The organism is Pseudoalteromonas sp. A601, from assembly GCF_002165575.1.
Lineage (GTDB): Bacteria > Pseudomonadota > Gammaproteobacteria > Enterobacterales > Alteromonadaceae > Pseudoalteromonas.
In genome coordinates this window covers 175,963-194,039 of sequence record NZ_MXQF01000008.1, presented here as the reverse complement: position 1 = coordinate 194,039, position 18,077 = coordinate 175,963, and the positions used below count along the sequence as shown (strand labels likewise).

Annotated in this window: 19 protein-coding genes and 4 tRNA genes; 11 read left to right on the top strand and 12 right to left on the bottom strand. The window is 39.2% G+C overall.

Translation table 11 applies throughout. The features are described from left to right. Window positions 1-103: 103 nt before the first annotated feature. On the bottom strand, window positions 104-3,046 hold the full coding sequence (locus B5G52_RS08835) for a TonB-dependent receptor (protein ID WP_087532317.1): 2,943 nt from the start codon (window positions 3,044-3,046) through the stop codon (window positions 104-106). A 331-nt stretch (window positions 3,047-3,377) separates the two neighbouring features. On the opposite strand from B5G52_RS08835, the gene B5G52_RS08830 reads away from it, so the two are divergent. Beyond that, a complete protein-coding gene (locus B5G52_RS08830) occupies window positions 3,378-3,848 on the top strand; it encodes a DUF4826 family protein (RefSeq protein WP_087532300.1) in 471 nt (156 codons plus the stop codon). A gap of 46 nt (window positions 3,849-3,894) precedes the next feature. Here the strand turns inward: B5G52_RS08830 and B5G52_RS08825 are convergent, their stop codons facing one another. The 5 genes from B5G52_RS08825 to mnmA form a co-directional block, all read right to left on the bottom strand. After that, window positions 3,895-4,353 carry a GNAT family N-acetyltransferase gene (locus B5G52_RS08825; RefSeq protein WP_087532299.1) on the bottom strand — a complete coding sequence of 153 codons (459 nt, stop codon included), beginning with the start codon at window positions 4,351-4,353 and terminating at the stop codon, window positions 3,895-3,897. A gap of 12 nt (window positions 4,354-4,365) precedes the next feature. Continuing rightward, window positions 4,366-5,511, bottom strand: coding sequence for a cupin domain-containing protein (locus B5G52_RS08820; protein ID WP_087532298.1), 1,146 nt, complete (start codon window positions 5,509-5,511; stop codon window positions 4,366-4,368). Window positions 5,512-5,586: 75 nt separating this feature from the next. Continuing rightward, a complete protein-coding gene (purB, locus tag B5G52_RS08815) occupies window positions 5,587-6,957 on the bottom strand; it encodes an adenylosuccinate lyase (RefSeq protein ID WP_087532297.1) in 1,371 nt (456 codons plus the stop codon). 32 nt (window positions 6,958-6,989) lie between these two features. Beyond that, window positions 6,990-7,592 (bottom strand): high frequency lysogenization protein HflD, encoded by a 603-nt coding sequence (gene hflD, locus B5G52_RS08810; protein WP_087532296.1) that lies wholly within the window; start codon window positions 7,590-7,592, stop codon window positions 6,990-6,992. Then, window positions 7,592-8,692, bottom strand: coding sequence for a tRNA 2-thiouridine(34) synthase MnmA (mnmA, locus tag B5G52_RS08805; protein WP_087532295.1), 1,101 nt, complete (start codon window positions 8,690-8,692; stop codon window positions 7,592-7,594). Before mnmA ends, hflD begins: the two co-directional genes overlap by 1 nt. Before the next feature lie 455 nt (window positions 8,693-9,147). On the opposite strand from mnmA, the gene B5G52_RS08800 reads away from it, so the two are divergent. After that, window positions 9,148-10,425: a sensor domain-containing diguanylate cyclase gene (locus B5G52_RS08800; RefSeq protein ID WP_087532294.1), complete on the top strand. Its 1,278-nt coding sequence runs from the start codon at window positions 9,148-9,150 to the stop codon at window positions 10,423-10,425. Window positions 10,426-10,437: 12 nt separating this feature from the next. Here B5G52_RS08800 and B5G52_RS08795 read toward each other — a convergent pair whose 3' ends face one another. From B5G52_RS08795 to B5G52_RS08770, 6 genes are read right to left on the bottom strand one after another with little or no spacing between them, the layout of a single operon-like run. Then, window positions 10,438-11,103, bottom strand: coding sequence for a pseudouridine synthase (locus B5G52_RS08795; protein WP_087532293.1), 666 nt, complete (start codon window positions 11,101-11,103; stop codon window positions 10,438-10,440). A gap of 2 nt (window positions 11,104-11,105) precedes the next feature. Beyond that, window positions 11,106-11,435: a TusE/DsrC/DsvC family sulfur relay protein gene (locus tag B5G52_RS08790; protein ID WP_087532292.1), complete on the bottom strand. Its 330-nt coding sequence runs from the start codon at window positions 11,433-11,435 to the stop codon at window positions 11,106-11,108. Between the two features lie 3 nt (window positions 11,436-11,438). After that, window positions 11,439-11,705: a DsrH/TusB family sulfur relay protein gene (locus tag B5G52_RS08785; RefSeq protein ID WP_087532291.1), complete on the bottom strand. Its 267-nt coding sequence runs from the start codon at window positions 11,703-11,705 to the stop codon at window positions 11,439-11,441. Further along, the gene (gene tusC, locus B5G52_RS08780; protein WP_087532290.1) at window positions 11,702-12,058 is read right to left on the bottom strand and encodes a sulfurtransferase complex subunit TusC; all 357 of its coding nucleotides are present in this window, start codon (window positions 12,056-12,058) and stop codon (window positions 11,702-11,704) included. Before tusC ends, B5G52_RS08785 begins: the two co-directional genes overlap by 4 nt. Beyond that, entirely contained in the window at window positions 12,055-12,408 is a 354-nt protein-coding gene (tusD, locus tag B5G52_RS08775; RefSeq protein WP_087532289.1) for a sulfurtransferase complex subunit TusD, read from the bottom strand. Before tusD ends, tusC begins: the two co-directional genes overlap by 4 nt. Before the next feature lie 55 nt (window positions 12,409-12,463). Then, on the bottom strand, window positions 12,464-13,129 hold the full coding sequence (locus tag B5G52_RS08770) for a Bax inhibitor-1/YccA family protein (RefSeq protein WP_087532288.1): 666 nt from the start codon (window positions 13,127-13,129) through the stop codon (window positions 12,464-12,466). Window positions 13,130-13,381: 252 nt separating this feature from the next. Here B5G52_RS08770 and B5G52_RS08765 point away from each other — a divergent pair. The 9 genes from B5G52_RS08765 (at window position 13,382) to prc (ending at window position 18,017) form a co-directional block, all read left to right on the top strand. Then, window positions 13,382-13,472: transfer RNA gene (locus B5G52_RS08765), tRNA-Ser, on the top strand. Window positions 13,473-13,525: 53 nt separating this feature from the next. Next, window positions 13,526-13,616 (top strand) — tRNA-Ser (locus B5G52_RS08760). Between the two features lie 53 nt (window positions 13,617-13,669). After that, a tRNA-Ser gene (locus tag B5G52_RS08755) sits at window positions 13,670-13,760 on the top strand. 53 nt (window positions 13,761-13,813) lie between these two features. Beyond that, a tRNA-Ser gene (locus B5G52_RS08750) sits at window positions 13,814-13,904 on the top strand. 129 nt (window positions 13,905-14,033) lie between these two features. Continuing rightward, on the top strand, window positions 14,034-14,426 hold the full coding sequence (locus tag B5G52_RS08745; protein ID WP_087532287.1) for a hypothetical protein: 393 nt from the start codon (window positions 14,034-14,036) through the stop codon (window positions 14,424-14,426). 128 nt (window positions 14,427-14,554) lie between these two features. Beyond that, on the top strand, window positions 14,555-15,016 hold the full coding sequence (locus tag B5G52_RS08740; RefSeq protein WP_087532286.1) for a GAF domain-containing protein: 462 nt from the start codon (window positions 14,555-14,557) through the stop codon (window positions 15,014-15,016). Then, complete coding sequence (locus B5G52_RS08735) at window positions 15,013-15,291, top strand: hypothetical protein (protein ID WP_087532285.1); 279 nt, start codon at window positions 15,013-15,015, stop codon at window positions 15,289-15,291. Before B5G52_RS08740 ends, B5G52_RS08735 begins: the two co-directional genes overlap by 4 nt. Before the next feature lie 14 nt (window positions 15,292-15,305). After that, entirely contained in the window at window positions 15,306-15,956 is a 651-nt protein-coding gene (gene proQ, locus B5G52_RS08730) for an RNA chaperone ProQ (RefSeq protein ID WP_087532284.1), read from the top strand. Between the two features lie 27 nt (window positions 15,957-15,983). Then, window positions 15,984-18,017: a carboxy terminal-processing peptidase gene (prc, locus tag B5G52_RS08725; protein ID WP_087532283.1), complete on the top strand. Its 2,034-nt coding sequence runs from the start codon at window positions 15,984-15,986 to the stop codon at window positions 18,015-18,017. Window positions 18,018-18,077: the final 60 nt, after the last annotated feature.

Here is an 18,077-nt window from a genome sequence, read left to right as displayed (position 1 = left end):
AAGAAATGAAGAAAGGCGAAGCCTAAATTTTAGACTTCGCCTTTGCACTCACACTCAATATTTTTAATACGCAGAGGGAGAAGAACTACGTATTAATTGTGTATTAGAACTTAGCGCGAATACCTAAACTATAACGACGGTCAGCTTCAGTGTATTTCCATGCACCACCTAGTTCAGATAAGTAGATAGATGGCTCACCTGTTAAGTTTGTAGCACTACCAACTAAAGTGAAGTTTTCGTTGATATCCCAGCTAGCTGAGAAGTCTAGTTGACCTCGGTCATCACGGTAGTTATTGCCATATACAGTGCCATCTTCAGAAATACCACCGGTAGAGTTGATGTTTTCAACACGCTTTTCATTTTCAGTATCTAAGAAACTGTCACGATAGTTGTAAGCTAGGCGAGTTGATACACCTTCATATTCCCAAAACAGTTGAATGTTATAAGTGTTTTTAGAAATATCTAACAGTGGGTTACCATTTGGTTGTTCACTGTCTGCATAAGTGTAGTTTGCATTAATACCTAAGCCAGAAAATGCACCTGGTAAGCTGGTAAAGAATTGTTGATAACCAACTTCAAAACCATTAACTGTCCCGTTCTCACCATTTACGTTTTTAACAGTATCGATACCCGTTAAACCTTGGTCACGTAAGCCTTCAACATGAGCAAAGCCATCTGCGTCATTCGGGTATTCTGTAGCATCAGAGTAAACCATATTTGACTGAGATACACCTGCTGTGTCTAGCTGGCAAACTTGGTTCCACTGAGTTACGTTTTGACCAGTGATAGTACCTGAAGCTGCGACGCAGCTGCTTTCATTACTTAAGAACGATTCAACATCTTTGTAGAAAACAGCGAACGAAAGTACGTTACCTTCACCAAAGTAGTGCTCTACTGACAGGTCATATTGTGTTGCACGGTATGGTTCTAAGTCGATAGAACCTTGAGTTGCACCTGTCATATCATTGTTTACATCAAAAGCAGGGCTTAACTGATTAAAGTCAGCGCGACGCATAACTTTTGCAGCAGCAAAGCGGAATAATGTATCTTCTGAATAATTATAAGTTGCGTTTATGCTTGGTAAAAAATCACTGTAGTCATTTTCACCTGTAATTTTTTCACCATTTAAGTAAACGCTTGACTCTAAATCTGTTGTTACATAACGACCACCAACAATGGCAGTAATGTAATCAAAGTCTAAATAAGCAGATACATAAATGGCAGCAGTGTCTTCTACTACATTGCGGTATGCGCTTTCTTGGAATTCTTTATTATCAGCAAGTGAACCTGTTGTTGCTAGGGTTGTACCAGCAAGTAAAGTTTGTAACTGATCAAATGTATTAGAAGCGTTTGAAAGACCGTTATAGCTTAAGAACGTTAACAAATCGTTTTGACCAGATTGACCTAATTGGTCAAACGAGTTGTCGTGGCTCATCACAGTAAAGCTTTCAGGGAATAATTCGTTATAATCATCTGTCCAAATTGTTGCTTGTGACCCATCTGAGGTATTAAATGCATTTTTGTAGATATCTTTGATTTCTACTTTGTATTGCTCATATTCAAAATCACGGTTAGTAGCACGCACACCCGCCTTGACTTTTGAGAGCCAGCTTACGTTTAGCGGTTCAAACATTTCAATATCAAAACGAACCGCTGTTTCTTCATTATCAGTGAGTCTGTCTTCTGTTTTGAAGGTACGCAATGCTAAGTTTTGCGGATCAGTAAATGCGCTAGGATCTGAATGAATAATGCTTGGCAATTGGTTGCCTATTTGTGAAAAAGCACCATCATAAAGATGGTTCACTAAATCAACACCGCCACTTGCTTCGTAGGTTGATTTTTCAATTGGGCGTAAAGTGAATTCTGAATCAGGTCGAACACTTTCAGAAGAAGCAATAGCAATCTCACCAGAAATTTTAATTGAGTCAGTTAAGTTCCACTCTGCACCTAATGCATTCGAAAATGATTCAGTATCACGAAAGTCACTGTATGCTTTTGGAATAGCAAATTCATTCGTTAAGGTGTAGTTGTTAACACCGTTAGCATCCTGTGTTGTGTTGGCGTCAGTAGAAAGTGAACCTACAACACCTAATATTGAGTTACCAGATTGCTCACCTGAGCGCTTGGTTCCACTTAAGTCAAGGTAAACCATACCATTGCCAGACTCAGGCGCCCATTGTAATGATAATGCCAGTGCAGTACGTTCACGGTTTTCTACGTATTGTTCAATGCTATGTTCGTCACGGACAATTGCGTTACCACTTGGTGTGTTACCCGGCTCACCATTAATTTCAATATCTTGTGGTTTAACACGGCTAGAGTGTTCGTCTTGACGAATCTCACGATCTTGATAAGAGATCATTGCAATGGCACCAAACGAGCCTGCATCACCTAAATCCCAGTTATCACCAATTGACCCACTAAATATAGGTGCTACATTTTCAGTTTTATCAGCATATTCTGCATCGATTGACATTGCTGCTGTTAATTCATCTAACTCAAGTGGACGAACTGTTTTTAAGCTAACCGTACCACCTAATGCGCCTTCAATCATATCAGCAGTTGGGGATTTAACAACTTCAACAGTTTTTAAGAAGCTAGAAGGGTAATCCTGTAAGCTGATACCGTCACGAGAGTCGCCCACTGTTGAACGGCCATTCAATTCAACGCGGTTTTGCGGTAAACCACGAATTGAAACACTGTCACCAACACCGAAATCACTATTGATTGAAACACCTGTAATACGTTGTAGGGCTTCTGCAATATTATTGTCAGGTAACTTACCAATATCTTCAGCAACAATGGCGTCAACAATACGGCCATCTGTACGCTTTATAAGTGAAGCCGCTTTAAGGCTGCCTAAAATGCCTCTTACCTCAATAACTTCAAATTCGTTGTCGGCACTTGCTTGCTGTTCTTGGTTTTCTTCTGCAGCAAACGTTGATGTAGATAGCATTGCTACAAGTGCAGCACTGAGCATTGCAGTGCTACGAGTTGACATTAAGCTTTTGTTGTAAAGTACGGAACTTATTTTATTTAATTTAATATTCATGCCGATCTCTTATAGGTTGTGTGTTGAAACATGTTGAATCACATTGTTACCAATTTAAATATTGATGTCTTAACTTGTGACTGTATCAAATGTAGCCAATGGTATGGTATCTTGTCAACCAAAAGGTTAACCAATTGTGATTTTTTTGTGCTTGAATTAGACTTATTGGTAATATGTAAATAAATAGATAGCAACATAGAGCCTTTGTACCTTTGAATTAGAGGGACAGTTTTTATTTTAATATCCCTTTGTTAATCGTTTTACACTTGCACCTGAGCTGGTTAGCACTTAAAGTGTCGAAATGTTGTAAAAGAGAATAAGTAAAATGAGTCAAGAACCAACAAAGCAAACACCAAAAAAACAAGTAAAAGAGCTAACAGCAGAAGAGCAAGCTCAAGCACATCAGCAAAGTGTTATGTGGCAAAGAGAATGCTTTCAAAATGCACAAAAGCATCTAGCTGAAAAAGGTGTCATGCCGCAAAGTTTAATTGAAAAAGAAAGCCGCTTTATTGCGCCACTTTGCGCATTGTGGAAATTTAAAGCACAAGATGGAAAAAAATATTGGGTTATTACAGGGCGTTTGCCAACAGACCATGCACATGAAAATGCTGCAGGAAACGCAAGGGATGCTTTACGCTATTTTTCTTTACAGTGGCAATTAAAAGCAGATCAAATAATGCAAACAGGCGCTGGTGATAAAACAAAGGTCGATTTTGCAAACTTATTAATTAACCGCGCTCACGGTATTTATGAAATGTATGAAAAAGAAGAGCTGTGGGTAAATGAGCCAAGCTGACTTGGAGATATTCAAGACGAATAAGCGAGTCAATTGGCTCGCTTTTTTAATGTACTAAGGTAAATGGTTCAGTATCGAACTGGCTGATAGGACATTGCATTCGTTGGCGGGGGATACCAGCTTCCATAAACACAACCCCTTGTTGTTCAAAACCGTTGCGTTTAAAGCGTTCTACTTCATTTAATATGCAGTTTATGCTTACGCTATCATAGCCTTGTTGATGTGCTAGATTGACAATGTAAGTTAGTAGAGATTTATATACCGAGCGGTTACGGTGCTCGGGTAAAACAGCAATTCGACCAATTAAGCCATCACTACATAAGCGCCCAGTTGCAACAGGTGTTTGACAATCATCGGTTACTAACACGTGCAGGGCATTATAATCTAAACTATCGAACTCAACGTGTTTAGGTATATGTAGTTCACAAACAAATACCCGCTCTCTAATTTGTTGCAGTAAATCCTTACCTGTATTCCACTCTACCTTGTCGATATGATAGCTCATAGAAACCTACCTTTAGCAAAACCAAATGCCCTCATTTAACAGTGTAGTAAAGGTTTGTATAAATAATAAACTATTTTTTGAACTTTTTAACTCATTAGCAGTCACTTGAATCTGATCTGTGAGGCATTTTACTGCCGTTAAATCTTCGAGTGGCAAAGTATAGTTTTGTCCATTAACACTAAAAATGATGCTATTATCAGTTGCTTGGTAAATTGCGCGTGTGCCACCTAAGCGTTCAAATAAAATATCAGGATCTGCTATTAATAACTCAACTTGTGCTTGACTGTATAGCTCCTCTGGTGGCATTAAATCCATTTCATGTTTTGGCTGGCTGACTGTGTTTCCTAACCACGACTTGAGTAAGTGCTCATCATCAAGCAGTGATTGTAATAATTGCTTTATTTTGTTCGCTTCTGTGTTAGTTAACTCACCTTTAGATTCACGCAATTGTAGGTTTTGATCTTGGTAACGTACATTGCCAGTTTCGGTATCAATAACATGATCAGCAAAACTCGAGAATAAATCTTGTTGGTTGGGTGCTCTAAAGCCTACAGAATAGTTCAGGGCATTCTCTACTGCATAGCCTTCATGTGGACATCCTGGAGGAATATATAAAATATCACCGGGTTCTAAAATACAATCAATAACGGCAGGAAATTGCTCAACTTGTAATAAAGAGTTATTTTGCGCAAACTGCTTTAGCTTGCTGTCAGGCATGCCAACACGCCAATGCCTTTTACCTTCACCTTGGATAATAAATACGTCGTATTGATCTAGATGAGGCCCTACACCGCCACCGGGTGTGGAAAAGCTGATCATTAAATCATCTATCCGCCAATTAGGAATAAACCTAAAAGGCTCTAATAATTGCGCTGCATCAGGGTGCCAGTGATCAACCGCTTGTACTAAAAGGGTTGAGTTTTGTTCGGTCAGTAATTCAAAATCTTCAAATGGGCCATGGTGCGCTAACCATTCGTTATTATGGTTAGTGATAATACGTGATTCAATACTCTCTTCAACGGCTAGGCCAGCAAGTTCATTTGCATCTAGTGGATCTTCAAAATCAGTAAAACCTTGTTTGATCAACAGTGGCTTTTTTTGCCAATATTGAGATAAAAATTCTTGTTCGCTTAGGTTGTTAATCGTTAATTGATACATGATGATCACCACTCGATAGGAATAAAAAAAGCGAAAGGGCTACCTTTCGCTTTGTAAACATTTTAGCTAAAAGCTTTATGCTAAGTTGTCAATAAATTCAACAGCACGACCAATGTAATTAGCCGGGGTTAATTTTTTCATTTCAACTTTTGCTTCTGCAGGTAAATCTAAGCCATCGATGAACTCAGCCATGATTTCTTGATTTACACGCTTACCACGAGTTAAGTCTTTTAGCTTTTCATATGGCTTTTCAATACCATATTTACGCATAACTGTTTGGATTGGTTCAGCAAGTAGCTCCCAGTTTTGATCAAGCTCTTCTAATAAACGCTGTTCGTTTACTTCAAGTTTGCTTACACCTTTTAGCGTTGATTGGTATGCAATAAGTGCATAACCCATACCTACACCTAAGTTACGTAAAACTGTAGAGTCTGTAAGGTCACGTTGCCAACGAGAAACAGGTAGCTTTTGTGCTAAGTGGCCAAAGATTGCATTTGCAAGACCTAAGTTACCCTCTGAGTTTTCAAAATCAATCGGGTTAACTTTATGTGGCATTGTTGAAGAGCCAATTTCACCAGCAATTGTTTTTTGCTTAAAGTGATTAAGGGCAATGTAACCCCAAGCGTCACGGTCAAAATCTAATAAAACAGTGTTAAAACGTGCAATCGCATCAAATAACTCAGCAATGTAATCATGCGGTTCTATTTGTGTTGTAAACGGATTAAACGTTAAGCCAAGGCTTGTCACAAATTGCTCTGCATGATTATGCCAATCGTAATCAGGGTATGCACTAAGGTGAGCGTTGTAGTTGCCTACAGCACCGTTGATTTTACCTAGCATTTGTACTTGTGCGATTTGGTCACGTTGGCGCTTAAGGCGCATATACACGTTTGCAAATTCTTTACCCATGGTTGAAGGAGTCGCAGGTTGGCCATGAGTACGGGTCATCATTGGTACAGCTTTATACTCAATCGCTTTTTCTTTGATTGCGTCAAGAAGCTGGTCACAATAAGGTAATAATACGCTATCACGTGCTTCGGTTAACATTAAACCATGAGATAGGTTATTAATGTCCTCAGATGTACATGCAAAGTGAATAAATTCATTGATTGCATGAAGCTCAGCATTATCAGCTACTTTTTCTTTTAGAAGATATTCAACTGCTTTAACATCATGGTTGGTCGTGCGCTCAATGTCTTTTACACGTTGTGCGTCTGCTTCGCAGAAGTTATCAACGATTGCATTAAGTAAAGCGTTCGCTTCATCACTAAACGCCGGTACTTCTTTGATGGCTTCAGCAGCTGCAAGTGCTTGCAACCAACGAACTTCAACTGTTACACGGTATTTGATTAAGCCAAATTCGCTGAAAATACTGCGTAGTTCAGTGGTTTTGCTGCCGTAGCGACCATCCACCGGAGAGATAGCGGTTAACGCTGAAAGCTCCATAATAACTCCTAAATTTTAGTTTTGAACGATAATTAAATATGGTTTTTTGCAATAGCGATAATTTTTCTTTTAGCTAAGAAAAAATGACGGCGTTTACCGCCCATTTGTCGCCATAATACAGCACTGCGAATACCTGCTAATAAAAGCGCTCGTATCTTGTGTTGTATCAATTGCTGTTTTAGTAAATCAGGTTTGCCATAAACCTGTATTCGGTGCCCAAGGGGGCTAAGCACCTTTGAATATATATCTGCAAGTGCTGCAATCACAGTGTCATCAGTAATCGCAAAATGATCAAGGCGACGTTTTATATCATCTATACTTTTACCAAGCTCTGCCAAGCTACTTGCTTTTGCGCTCAGTGCACGCTCAAGCTGCATTAAACCGCCAACATACTTGACGATTTCAACATCTTTTTTTTCACCGGCGCTGAGTTGCTCTATTAAACACTGATAACCCGCACGTAAATTTACTGTACCTTGATATACATCTGCAGGAGAATCAGGTGTCGTCTCTACAATACTTGAAAGTAATTTTTCAAGTTCATAATCATTACTGCTTCCGTATTGCGCTATTTTTTGTACTTGTTTTGCAACTTGGCACATTGCGGCCAGTGCCATGACTTGGTGTTCATTCATTATTTGATCACCGAATCTATGATTCCGCCACCAAGACATACTTCGTTGTCATAAAATACAGCGGATTGGCCAGGTGTAACCGCTTTTTGCGGCTCATCAAAAAGTACCCGAGCAAGGCCATCATCACCAACAAGCAGCGTACAGTTTATATCTTCTTGACGATAACGAGTTTTTACAGTACAGCGTGTGGTACCTTTAGGCCCAACTCTATCAACCCAGTCTAATTGGTTGGCATTTAAACCGTTACTGTATAGGCGAGGGTGATCTTTACCTTGTCCTACGATTAGCACATTACGGTCAATATCTTTATCAACAACGTACCAAGGCTCACCTGATCCTTCTTTCATTCCACCTATTAGTAAGCCTTTACGTTGGCCTAGTGTATGGTACATTAGTCCTTCATGCTCACCCACATTGTTGCCTTCGGTATCTTCGATAACTCCAGGTTGAGCTGGTAAGAATTTTTGTAAAAAATCTTTAAACTTACGTTCGCCGATAAAGCAAATACCGGTGCTGTCTTTTTTATCATGTGTGATTAAATCTTGTTCCTCTGCGATGCGGCGCACCTCAGGTTTGGCAATGTCGCCAACCGGGAACAATGTTTGAGCAATATGTTCGTGACTAAGTGTATATAAAAAGTAGCTTTGGTCTTTATTATCATCAAGTCCACGGCACATAACATATTTATCACCACGTAACTCTCGACGAACGTAGTGACCTGTTGCGATATAATCAGCACCAAGCGCAACTGCAGCAAATTCTAAAAACGCTTTGAATTTGATTTCTTTGTTACACATGATGTCAGGGTTTGGCGTGCGGCCAGCTTTATACTCAGCTAAGAAATATTCGAATACGTTATCCCAATATTCAGCCGCAAAGTTGACAGTATGTAGTTCAATACCAAGCTTATCACATACTGCCTGTGCGTCTTTTAGATCTTCAGCGGCTGCACAATACTCATCATTATCATCTTCTTCCCAGTTTTTCATAAACAGGCCTTCAACTTGATAGCCTTGTTGCTTTAATAAATAAGCCGATACTGAAGAATCTACACCGCCGGACATACCAACGATGACTTTAATGTGACTATTTTCGCTCATGAATAATTTCGCTTATACAGGTTGCTGTCGTTTACACTACTTACCATTAAGCTGAAACAAAAGTGGAATAAAATAAATAACGCCACGCCCAGCCAATGGATTTAGAAAGGCCGCGATTATAGCACGCAAACAGGAAATCTAGCCACCCAAAATATTAGTTTTGTAAAGCGTATTATGCGGATTATTTCGAAGCTTTTATATGTAGGAAATTGTGAGTGCGGTTAGTAATTATTTACGTGGAAAAATCAGTGCGTAGGTAATAATTTATTAGGTTTAAGTTAATTTGATGGTGTCCTTATGAAATTTTTTGTAAAGGTGGTATCAAGGGGGCTTTATTTTTGAGAAGATTGATATTTTATAGCTTCAGATTTTGCTTGGTAAACTATGTTTGGAACGCGTTCAAGCTTGATATATACGTCCTCAGCAGGGGATTTCTACCGAAGTCAGGGTATTAAATGGATTCTATCTTTATTAAACAGTCACTGTGTTCATTAATTGAATACTTTAGTGTGGATGATTGCGAAAAAATTAAGCATAACGCGACTAATGTAAACAGTGATTTGAGAAACAAAGCATACTCATTATTTGAAAATCGTATAACAAGTAGTTTATACAATAAAGAATTAATTAATAATATTAATTTGTTATTCAATGATTTGAAACAGCAGATGATGAGTCAATCGTCCCAGCACAGGCTACTTGTCGAAATACTGCATGGTTGGTGGCATGAGTGGACTTATGTATATCTTATGCAAAGCAAAGTAGTTACAAATTTACCGGTTGAAATTCAAAATGTAACCCATCTTACTCATGGTAATACCCAGCCACTTAGACAGCATGAGCTCAGTCATTATGCAAATTTATTCATCCAAGTGCCGATCCCGTTGTGTAATGTCAGTATGGTTACGGGTGACGTTATCAGGATTAATCAACGATTCGTAGATGTATTTGGTTATACAATTGAGGACGTACCGACTCTTAAAGTTTGGTGGCAAAAAGCTTATCCAGATCCTGAATATCGTGAGTGGGTACTAGAAACGTGGCAATCGGCCCTTGAATATGCAAAAAATCATGCCACCGATATTCAACCAAAACATTACCAAGTAACCTGTAAAAATGGTCAAACAATTACCATGGAAATTTCCGGTATCGTGATTGAAAATGAGTTACTAGCGATTTTTAAAGATGCAACTCAACAAATTGCAGCTGAAGATATTCTTCGTGATATGGCATTTTTAGATTCACTCACTCAAATAGCTAACCGCCGGCGTTTTGATGAGAAAATAGTACAAGAGTTTAATAAGGCTATTCAGAATAATCAGCCACTCTCTATTTTGTTAATTGATATAGACTTCTTTAAAAACTATAACGATACTTACGGTCACTTAGCGGGTGATGAATGTTTATTTCAAGTCGCGCAATCTATATGTAGTGCAGCCAGTGAAACTGACGATTTTGTAGCGCGTTATGGTGGCGAAGAATTTGTGGTTATATTACCAACAAGTCAACGAGAAAGGGCGCGTCAAGTAGCTGAAAAGATACAACAAGAGCTCAAAACATTGAGTTTGCCGCATAAGTTTGGGCAAACCAACGAAATTACTGTCAGTATAGGAATTAATACGATTCATTCAAGCGCACTTAAAGCAAATTATATTCAGTTTTTAGAAGGCGCAGATCAGGCTTTATACAAGGCCAAACAGCAAGGACGAAATAGCATCGCTTATATTGATTAAGCGATGCATAAGCTACTCACCTTGAAGTAATTGGTATTCGCCATTTTTAATGTTATCTAGCGTATATTGACCAATTCGATAGCGTATTAAACGAAGTGTAGGGTAACCTATATGTGCTGTCATACGTCTAACTTGGCGGTTTTTACCTTCGCTGAGTGTAATACTTAACCAGCTAGTAGGAATGTTTTTTCGCTCACGAACCGCAGGCGTGCGGGGCCACAAATGGGGGGGGTGTAAACGCTCGACCTTGGCTGGTAATGTCATACCATCTTTTAGTTCTACACCTTTACATAATGCATCAATTGCCTCATCTGTAGGCTCTCCTTCAACTTGAACCCAATATGTTTTACTGGTTCTTTTATGCGGAGCTGTTAAAGTATTTTGTAATTTACCACAATTAGTTAATAGTAATAGCCCTTCGCTGTCTCTATCGAGCCTTCCCGCAGCATATACACCTTTTATATCTATAAAGTCTGCTAAGGTTTTACGGTTATCTTCATCTGTAAACTGACATAACACATCGAATGGCTTATTAAACAAAACAATTTTACGTTCAGCTAAAGGTATTTGTTGTTTAACTTCTCGTTTATTATGCGCTTTTGTCGGTTTTTGTCGAGTAAGATCACGGCTAAAACTTCGGCCGCTATTACGTCTATTTATTGGCTTATTAGATGTCATGGTTAAATACACCGAGCAGGCTTGGGTAAACCGGCAATTTTGGTCGCTTGTTTGGCAGGGCCCTTTGGGAAGAGCTTATACAAGTAAATACTGTTACCTTTATCTTCACCCAGTGCTTTAGCCATGGCTTTTACCAGCATTCTTATTGCTGGGCTGGTATTATATTCAAGGTAAAAATCACGTACAAAGTTTATCACTTCCCAATGTTGTTCACTGAGTATAATGCTTTCTTGCTCTGCTAAAACCGGGGCGAGGGCAGGTGTCCAAAGTTGGTGATCGAGCAGGTAGCCTTGTTTATCCGTTTCAATGTGTTGTTGATTAAATTCTAGCATGTGTTACCAAGTAATAGATTGCGAAGTGGAAAGAGTTAATGCAACAAAGTCAGCATAATTTTGGCACTCATCGGGTTTTACAATATCGATCCCCCGTGCCGAAGCATCTTCAGCTAATACTAAAAGAGATGCTGCTAGCTGGCGATAAAGGTTTATTGAGTAACAAGCATCACTGACCAACAATACCTTGTCCTGTGGCTGAATCAAGTTAACCAGCCTGGCATTATCATAATAGCTAATTGGTTTTGAAAAAATATGTAAAGTACTCATAAATTAATCACCTGTTGTTGTTGAGTAATTAAATCACGCTGTGCTTTAAAATCTAACGCTTTTGCCTCAATGATCAAGTCGTTAATATCTAAATTGTAATCGATTAATGACTTTTCACATACGTAGATATTTTCTACATCATAAATTTCGAGCGTTTTAATGCTTTTAAAGTAGTTTTTTAAGCCAAGCGATTCAGCTTCTTGGCCTTTTTTCAAAGCAAGAACAGCAGGGCCTGTGAATAGCCAACTAATATTTTGTTCAATAGCAGCAAATATTAACGTCATGTCGAGTGCATCACGGATATGCATATCATCAAATGGAGCATGCTGACTTAATACCAGTACGTTGATCATTTAAATTGCACCCACTTATCGGCTTCACTGGCAAGCATGGCAAATTCGGCAAGCCCTGCGACGCTAAAAACACCCGTGGTAGCTAAATTGAGTCCGCGTTTCTCAGCAGCCGTTACACAGAGCATTAAATTTATATTATGCTGATGTAATTGCTGCCATAGCGATTTAATTGCCAGTTCGTCTGTAGCAAGGTTAATGTGTTCACTGGCATGGAAAACACCGTGTTGGTACAAAAAAATAGCATCAATAGCGTGGCCCTGTGCCAGACAGGCTAATGCAAATTTATATAATCGTTGTGTGGTGTCGTGGTCGGACGGTGCGCTATGCAGCGAAAGTACGAATCGTGCCAAAACTAATCCAAAAAAAAAGCCCCTAAAGAGGGGCTATTTTAACAGAACTTTTTAATTAGTCATTATTTGCGCCAAGCAGGGCCAGTAATGAAGTAAATAAGTTATACACGCTTAGGTATAAAGACACTGTAGCGCGGATATAATTCGTTTCACCACCGTTAATGATTCGGCTTGTATCAAATAGGATTAAGCCTGACATAATTAATACAACTGCGGCATTAAGTACCATAAACATCAGTGAACTGCCGATGAAAATATTAACAATACTTGCAACAATTACCACCAGTAAACCGACTGTTAAAAAGCCACCCATAAATGAGAAGTCTTTTTTGGTATTAAGTGCATAAGCAGATAAACCAAAGAAAATTAATGCTGTTGAACCTAACGCTTGCATAATTAACATAGGACCATTAGGTAATGCTGCGTAGTGGTTTAGCAATGGCCCTAGGCCTGCGCCCATGAGGCCTGTGAATGCAAACACCCAGGCTACGCCTGATGCGCTATCCGCTTTTTTATTCACTACAAATAATAAGCCAAAAGAAATAAGTGTGAAAACTAACCCCATAAAGTAAGGTAGTTGTAATGCCATTGAGATACCAGCCGTCACTGCACTAAATGCTAATGTCATGGCCAGTAAGAAATAGGTGTTTTTAAGTACCTTGTTTGTTTCAATGGTCGACATAACCGGTTTAGCGGTATTGTACGAATGATTAAATGCCATTGTAGAGCTCCTTTAAGTGAAACTGGTTGTAGTTCCGATAATTAACTAGAGTTAGACTATCAAGACTTATATATTTGGGCAAATGTTTGTAGTTCAATAGACCATGAAATAAATATAAAAGTTCCAGGTTGTACGATTATTCAGCTTACTTGTGCGAAGAGTATGCAAATTAATTGTTTTTTAAGCACTTGAAAAGTTTTTTATAAAAAAAGCTTCACAAAGAGCATTGGTTTATCTATTATGCACGCCGTCGGAGAGATGGCAGAGTGGTCGAATGCACCGGTCTTGAAAACCGGCAGGGGTTTGTAGCCCCTCTAGGGTTCAAATCCCTATCTCTCCACCACTTAATTTAAAATAGTTATGAGTACACTCTTACTCGTAACTTACAGCAGTTTCGGAGAGATGGCAGAGTGGCCGAATGCACCGGTCTTGAAAACCGGCAGGGGTTTGTAGCCCCTCTAGGGTTCAAATCCCTATCTCTCCACCACTTAATTTAAAATAGTTATGAGTACACTCTTACTCGTAACTTACAGCAGTTTCGGAGAGATGGCAGAGTGGCCGAATGCACCGGTCTTGAAAACCGGCAGGGGTTTGTAGCCCCTCTAGGGTTCAAATCCCTATCTCTCCACCACTTAATTTAAAATAGTTATGAGTACACTCTTACTCGTAACTTACAGCAGTTTCGGAGAGATGGCAGAGTGGCCGAATGCACCGGTCTTGAAAACCGGCAGGGGTTTGTAGCCCCTCTAGGGTTCAAATCCCTATCTCTCCACCATATATAAAACCCGCTTATAGCGGGTTTTTTTATACCTTTGAAAAAATAATTACGACCATAGTCTCTATTTCGAAGTCAAAAAACATCATGCATGATTGGTCTAAATACTTACATGATTTAGGACGCTTAATGAAACATAAACTTGCAAAGAGTGTTGCATTGTCACTACTTTCCCCCATTATTATTGGTAGTTTATTAGGTGCTTATTATGCACTGACCTTAAATGGTGATGCGTTTACTATTTTTCTCAATTTACTTATGAGTGCCATTGCCAATGCTCACATCGTCGGGTTAACTATGGCAGCATTTGTGGTACCTGGATATTTATTAATGTTTAAATACGCCAAGGTTAATTATTCAGGTGTGTTAACACTAGGGTTACTCGGTGGTGCTATCTTTAGTTATTTACTTAGTGCAACACAAGGTATGGTCTTTTTAGTTAATACCTCAATGTCAGCCCTTGCGGCCGGTTTATTTTTATATGGGTTAAGAAAAGGCGCACTGAAAAAAGACTCACATTAATAGCAGGATTATTGAGCAAGCTTGCTGAAAATTAGGGTAAATTGTTTTTTTTTACCCTTAAAAGGTTTCAATTATTGGCCACAAAGAGTACCTTTAGCTACTGTATGTTTGATAAGAAGTAGTTTGGTATGCAAAAGCAAGAATTTTACCAGTCATTAGTTAAACAAACGGAGTCGCTAATCACTGGTGAGACTAACATTATAGCCAACATGGCAAATATAAGCGCGCTATTATTTACATCATTAGACGATGTGAATTGGGCTGGCTTTTATTTAATGGACTCCCCGTCAGAATTAGTACTAGGTCCGTTTCAAGGTAACCCTGCGTGTATACGCATTCCAGTTGGAAGAGGGGTCTGTGGAACAGCCGCTGCGACTGCAGAAACTCAACTCGTTGAAGATGTACATGCATTCTCAGGGCATATTGCCTGTGATGCTGCGTCAAATTCTGAAATAGTGATACCGATCCTTAAAAATGGTGAGGTTTATGCTGTTCTAGATATCGACAGTCCGAGTATTGCTCGGTTTAATGCTGAAGATATGAAAGGTCTAGAAGCGTTAGTTGCTTGTTTTGAGGCTACGCTTGCATGAAAGACTTACTAAATGTACAGGATTATCTGTTTGCCATCACTGATGTTGGTGATTGGGAAGGGGATGAAGAACACGTAGCGGAAACGCTAAATGATTTGATTCACATTGCTTGGGAGCGTCTACCAGATGACCTTGAATGTGAACTGATCGACGAAATTATAAATGGTATTTGGGAACACCTTCGTGGCGATATGGCGCTTATTGAGGCTGAGTTCGAAGAGTTAACCGACTGGGTAACACACTATGTCGATTCATCAATCGATGAAAAGATGTAATAAAAGGTTCTAAGATGGAAACCACAAACAAGCTAAAAGATATTAATGAAGTATTGGAATTCTTATATCAAGAATTTCCACAATGTTTTAAACAAAAAGACGGTATCAAGCCGCTGAAAGTCGGTATCTTTAAAGATATCGCTGAGCGAATTGAAGGGTCAGATAAAGTAAGTAAAACTCAGGTGCGTCAGGCGCTTAGAAAGTATACTTCAAACTGGCGTTACCTTGAAGCAGTTACTAAGTCTGAGTTCCGTATTGATCTTGATGGTAATCAAGGCGAAAAAGTTGAGCAAGAGCATATTGACCATGCTCAAAAAGCGCTTGAAGAAAGCCGTGCAAAAATGGCTAAACGCAAAAAGCAACAACGCCCTCGTAATGATTCAGACACAAAGTCTTATAAAAAGAAACCTGGCCACTTTGCTAAAAATGGTGATAAAAACGCTAAGGTTAACAATAGCCCAGCAAAAGCTGCACCGGCAAAACGCTCAGGCAAAATTGAACCTTTACCAGCGAGTGAGGTCAAGGTTAATAACAAAGTTAAAGTTAAACTTGGCCAAGCCCTTGTTAATGCCACAATTACTGAAGTGAACAAAGATGATGTTCATGTAGAATTAGTAACGGGTATGCAAGTTAAAACAAAAGCAGACAGCCTGTATATCATTTAAGCTGTAAATAAAATTAAGGAGTTGTGTATGAGTCAGAAGTTTACGCTCATTCCGTTAGTCGCGGCCCTGTTTTCGGGTTCATTATTTGCATCAGCTGAAGTTGCTGATGTTTTGACAGAAAAAGACTTGCCTGTTCTTAAGCAAGAAAGTCAACACAGTACGGCTAGCAAACGGGTGACAAACTTATTTACTCGTGCACACTATAAACCCATTCGTTTTAACGACGAACTTTCTAGTAAAGTGTTTGATCGTTATATCGAGTCCCTTGATTTTAATAAAAGCGTCTTTTTGGCTGCGGATATTGCCTCTTTTGAGCAATACCGCAACCAATTTGATAATGCATTAACCACAGGTAAGCTAGATTTTACGTTTGATATTTTTAATTTAAGTATGAAACGTCGTTTTGAGCGTTATGATTATTCGCTTAGTTTGCTTGAAAAAGAAATGACATTTGATAAAGACGATGAATATTATTTTGATCGTGAAGATGCAGCATGGGCAAAAACCCAAGCAGAGCTTGACGAGCTTTGGCGTGAACGCGTTAAGTATGACGCGCTACGTTTAAAGATGACGGGTAAAGATTGGGAAGGTATTAAAGAAGTACTGACCAAACGCTACCACAATGCACAAAAACGTTTAGTGCAAACAAATAGCGAAGATGCATTCCAGATTGTTATGAATTCATTTGCCAGAAGCATTGAAGCTCATACATCTTATCTCTCGCCGCGTCGAGCTGAGCAATTCAAGATGGACATGGATCTTGAATTAGAAGGTATTGGTGCTGTGCTGAGTTACGATGAAGATTACACTGTAATACGTAGCCTTGTACCAGGTGGTCCTGCCGATAAGTCTGAACAAATCAAAGCTGATGATCGTATTATCGGAGTTGCACAAGATGGTGAAGAGTTTGTTGATATCATTGGCTGGCGCTTAGATGATGTAGTTGAGTTAATTAAAGGGCCTAAGGGCACTAAAGTTCGCTTGCAATACCTAAAAGGCGCTGATGCACATGGCAGCCCAAAAGTTGTAGAAATTACCCGTGATAAAATTCGTCTTGAAGACCGAGCTGCAAAATCAGAGGTTTTCGAAGCGAAGTATTCAGATTTAACCAGTAAAATAGGCGTTATTGAGATACCTGGCTTTTACAATAATTTATCTAAAGATGTAAAAGTTGAACTCGCTAAACTCAAAGAAGCTAAAGTCGATGGAATCATTATTGATTTACGTCAAAATGGTGGTGGTTCTTTATATGAAGCAACACAGCTGTCAGGTTTGTTTTTTGACCAAGGCCCTGTAGTGCAAATCCATACTCTTAATAATCGCATCGAAGAACAAAAAGACAGAGATGGTGTTACATTTTATGATGGGCCATTGACTGTTTTAGTTGACCGTTATAGTGCATCAGCTTCAGAAATTTTTGCTGCAGCGATGCAAGATTATGGCCGCGCAGTGGTGATTGGTGAGCAAACGTTTGGTAAAGGTACTGTACAACAACATAAAGGGTTGGGTAGAGCCTATGATTTGTATGACAACCCATTAGGCAGTGTACAATATACTATTGCCAAATTTTATCGCATTAACGGCGGCAGTACTCAGCACAAAGGTGTTATACCGGATATTTCATTTCCTTCAGCGATAGACCCTGCTGAGTGGGGTGAAAGCCAAGAAGATAATGCATTGCCTTGGGATAGTATTATTCGTGCTAAGTATAATTCGGTAGATAATTTAAAACCTGCAATTAACTATATTGCTAAACAACATGCGCAGCGTATTAAAACCGAACCAGAGTTTAACTATGTGTTTGAGGATATTACTCGTTATAAAGAAGAAAAAGATCGTAAGACTATTTCTTTAATGGAAGCCGCACGCATCAAAGAAAAAGATGAAAATGAGGCTCGCGCGCTTGCGAGAACTAACGAGCGCCTAACACGTTTAGGTGAAAAGCCTGTTGAAAACTTAGATGATTTGCCAGAAGTACTTGACGACTTAGACCCGTTTTTAGAAGAAGCGGCTCTGATTACTCAAGACTATATTAAGTTTGGCCAAATCGCGAAGAAATAAACACATAAATCAGTCAATTTTAAAAAGGCGCAATAGCGCCTTTTTTGCTGCCTAAAGCAA